At 60.7% G+C, this 3,148-nt stretch carries 6 protein-coding genes and 1 pseudogene; all 7 read left to right on the top strand.

From position 1 onward, the window contains the following. A pseudogene (locus A7G45_RS14755) lies at positions 1-525 on the top strand (hypothetical protein); the annotation flags it as partial. Further along, positions 522-782 (top strand): hypothetical protein, encoded by a 261-nt coding sequence (locus A7G45_RS14750; protein WP_260938330.1) that lies wholly within the window; start codon positions 522-524, stop codon positions 780-782. The pseudogene A7G45_RS14755 and the gene A7G45_RS14750, both read left to right, overlap by 4 nt. Next, positions 779-1,972, top strand: a complete 1,194-nt coding sequence (locus A7G45_RS14745; protein WP_260938328.1) for a PE-PPE domain-containing protein — start codon at positions 779-781, stop codon at positions 1,970-1,972. The genes A7G45_RS14750 and A7G45_RS14745 overlap by 4 nt, the downstream gene beginning before the upstream one ends. A gap of 184 nt (positions 1,973-2,156) precedes the next feature. Further along, a complete protein-coding gene (locus tag A7G45_RS14740) occupies positions 2,157-2,294 on the top strand; it encodes a hypothetical protein (RefSeq protein WP_260931981.1) in 138 nt (45 codons plus the stop codon). Next, a complete protein-coding gene (locus tag A7G45_RS14735; protein ID WP_260938326.1) occupies positions 2,291-2,632 on the top strand; it encodes a hypothetical protein in 342 nt (113 codons plus the stop codon). Before A7G45_RS14740 ends, A7G45_RS14735 begins: the two co-directional genes overlap by 4 nt. Then, a complete protein-coding gene (locus A7G45_RS14730) occupies positions 2,629-2,889 on the top strand; it encodes a hypothetical protein (protein ID WP_260938324.1) in 261 nt (86 codons plus the stop codon). The genes A7G45_RS14735 and A7G45_RS14730 overlap by 4 nt, the downstream gene beginning before the upstream one ends. Next, positions 2,886-3,148 (top strand): hypothetical protein (locus A7G45_RS14725; RefSeq protein ID WP_260938323.1); only part of this gene is annotated, 263 nt, incomplete at its 3' end. The genes A7G45_RS14730 and A7G45_RS14725, both read left to right, overlap by 4 nt.

Raw genomic sequence — 3,148 nt, 5'->3', positions numbered from 1 at the left:
GGAGTCGCGGGCGGTCACTCATTGCCGCGAGCTGGCCGGGGTGAACGCATGAGCAATGACGTCGTGGCGAAAGCCCGGTCTGCGCTCGAGGGCGTCACCGCTGGACCATGGGAAGCCTGGTGGAAAGAGCCTGATGATCCCGCCCTTGGCGCCAAATCGAGGTATCCGTATGCGATCAAGGGGCCGATCGATCATGACGTGGTCGACAACATATTCACTAGCGACGAGTTCAAGGCTCGGTGTGGCAACTACGTGTCCGATGTCTCCGCACTTTCGGACGCCGACTTCGAGTTCATTACTGCTGCAAGGTCTCTCGTTCCCGAGTTGGTCGCTGAGGTCGAGCGACTAAGAGCGTTGCTTGGCTCTGGAAACTATGAGAATTCCACTGTGGCAAAGGGTTATACCGCTGCTAACCGGGCGGTGTGGGAGTGGGACGAGTCGCCTGGTCGCGGCCTGATTGGTGGCACGCCAGCGATGGTGGCTCAAACGGCCGTTGATGCGTACCGGAAAGCGGTGTCCGAATGAGCGCCAATCGACCCAAGCCTGGCAAGGGCTGCCTGTGCTGCCGAAACAAGGGGGTTCTTCCGCCCGCCAGCCTCGATGGCAAACCGGTCAACATGCCCGGCCTGGTCGATGGCAAGACCGCGTTGAAGTGCTGCGACGACTGCCTGTATGGACTATTTCTCGGCGGCGGACCATCGGCGCACCCGCACGAGATTGACGCGCAAGGGATTATCGCCAGCTTCATGGATCAGTACACGGGTGGGGCGGTGTCCTCGTGATCACCGTTCATAAGCGCACCGCTCACCGTCTCCTGGCGGGCGTTGCTGTCGGTGTCACAGCTGCGGCGGTCACCATCCACGCCATCCCCGCACACGCCGATGTCCTGTTCGTCCCCGGTACAGGTGGCACGAAACCCCACGCCGCTGCCGATGTTGACCTGTCGTGGCTCGATGGCGGCAGGTATGGGAGTCAGCCGGCGGAATGCTTATGTGACAGTGCCTTGTATCCGGCGCGTCTCGGACCGGGTGAGGGCGACAAATCTCTTGCGGTGGGCCAGGAATCGTTCGTTCAGTACTTGTTGGCGCATCCCGAGGTTGATCAGGTTGCGGGTGGTTCGCAGGGTTCGATGGTGGTGTATCGGGCGTTGTCTGATCCGCGTCTTGCGGGGCGCAGGTTATCGGTGCGCCTGTATTCGAATCCGGATACGCCGGGTACTGGTGTGACGGCCCGTTTTCCGCGGGAGGACATTCCGACCACGGGCCTCACGGGAGGCACACCGGTACAGCCCACCGACCCGAACGTCGACATCACGTCAATCTCGCATGAGTGGGACCCGGTTGCCTACTTCCCGAAATACGCGTGGACGTACGCGTTTACGCTCCCGGCTGCCGTCGCGGGTTTCTTGGCGTATCACGGTGCTCTGGGCGGCCCGTACGGCGCAATGGCCATCGACTACGACGGGGCGACAGTCACCAAGGACGGCAACCTGACTGTCATCAAGTTGCGTGACCCGTTCACCCCGTATGGGCAACTCGCGGTCATCGCAGCCACGATGGTCGCCGGTCCGCAAGCTGGGCATGTTGTCGGAACGTTGATCAAACCGCTCGATGACATTGCTGCCGGGGTGTTGAAGTTCGGCGGGCAAGACGTACCGGGTGCTGCAACGTTCGCCCCGACACCACAGGTTGCAGCCAAACAGGTTCAGGGGCTGGTGGATTCGTTCGGTAAGGCAGCCAAGGATTTCGCTGCGATACCTCAGCGTCTTGCTGCTGGTCCGGTGAAGTCGCCGAAGCCGACAGCTGTCCCGGCGATCAAACCGACCCTCGTGCCGGTCACCGCGACCAAACCCAAACCCCGCAAACCATCCGCGAATCCCATCCACGACACCATCAAAACGGTTCAGGGTGCGCTCAAACAGTTCACGCCGAAACCCAAAGCCAAGCAACAGAAATCGGAGGGGGAGAAGTGAGCGTCATCCACTGGGGCGGCCACAAGTGCTATCCCCAATCATATAGCACCGTCACAAAAGGCGCGATCTACAAATGCCACTGCAACAGGCTTTGGGTCTACTCCTGGGCTGGCGACTGGACGCCATTGCGTTGGTGGCACTTTCGCGCAAAGGCCATGCTCCGCGGAATCAACGAGGACGAATCGTGATCGATCCCCGTTTGATCTCCGTCGCCGATCAACTCGCAGCCCTCGACCGGATGACCGAAACCGAGAAGGCCACCACACTCGCCGCAATCCACCAGTCCCACACACCCGAACACACACCCGAGGTACACGCATGAGAACCCTGACCGCCATCGCCGCACTCACCGGCACACTCATGATCCCGGTCGTCGGGTTCTTCAACATCCCTGCCGCGCACGCTGATTCACTGACGGCGAAGGAATACAGCTTCGTCACCGAATACGGCCAGTCGGTCATCTGCCCAACTGTCGCGAAGTATCACAGCATCAACGGTGTCGTCGGCGTCGCGAAAGGCGTCATGGACCAAGGGTTCAGCGCGGCCGAGGCAGTCGAAATCACGAATGCCAGTGTCGCCACGTACTGCCCTGAGCATTGGAAGTTGTTACAGGACACCGGCGCATACTTCCGGGCGCAGGATCGGGGGCATTTGGTATGAGTACGCCAGAGGTTTTTGTGCAACCGTTCGATGCATCCGTTCTGATCGACATCTGGCTCGACGGGTACACCACAGCTTCATGCACGCTCGCTGTCCGCTCTGGGATGAGCGAAGAGGACGCCGACAAGTTCGCTGACGAGATGGTTCAGCAGTTGATGAACGATCCTGCCGGCATGGAGCTGGTCAGAAGCGAAGTGTCGGAGCGGATTCGGGGAATTGAAGGTAGCCCCCGGACGATGAAGTTGGCCAGCAAATGAGCGGCGATGTCGTAGCCAGAGCCAGCCGACTCGCTGCGGGCGTCGACTCTGGGCAGTGGGATGTCGTTCGCGAGCAGGGCGAGTTCTATGGCGTCTACCAGGGCGAGTTTGGGCGTCGGGTCGCTGGCCTGATCTATGACCGTCGCGAGGCCGAGTTCATCGCAGCTACAAGGACTCTGGTTCCCGAGTTGATTGAAGAGCTGGAGATGCAGACAAGTCTTCAGGGGCTGTCCGTGCAAATCCCGGAGTATGGCGAGTG

The sequence above is a fragment of the Mycolicibacterium llatzerense genome, assembly GCF_025331195.1.
GTDB classification, from domain to species: domain Bacteria; phylum Actinomycetota; class Actinomycetes; order Mycobacteriales; family Mycobacteriaceae; genus Mycobacterium; species Mycobacterium llatzerense.
This window is presented reverse-complemented; position numbering and strand designations above follow the sequence as displayed.

Coding starts and splice junctions, on each gene's coding strand:
- A7G45_RS14730 (WP_260938324.1), top strand. CDS start 2,629: ATGAGTACGCCAGAGGTTTTTGTGCAACCGTTCGATGCATCCGTTCTG.
- A7G45_RS14735 (WP_260938326.1), top strand. CDS start 2,291: ATGAGAACCCTGACCGCCATCGCCGCACTCACCGGCACACTCATGATC.
- A7G45_RS14750 (WP_260938330.1), top strand. CDS start 522: ATGAGCGCCAATCGACCCAAGCCTGGCAAGGGCTGCCTGTGCTGCCGA.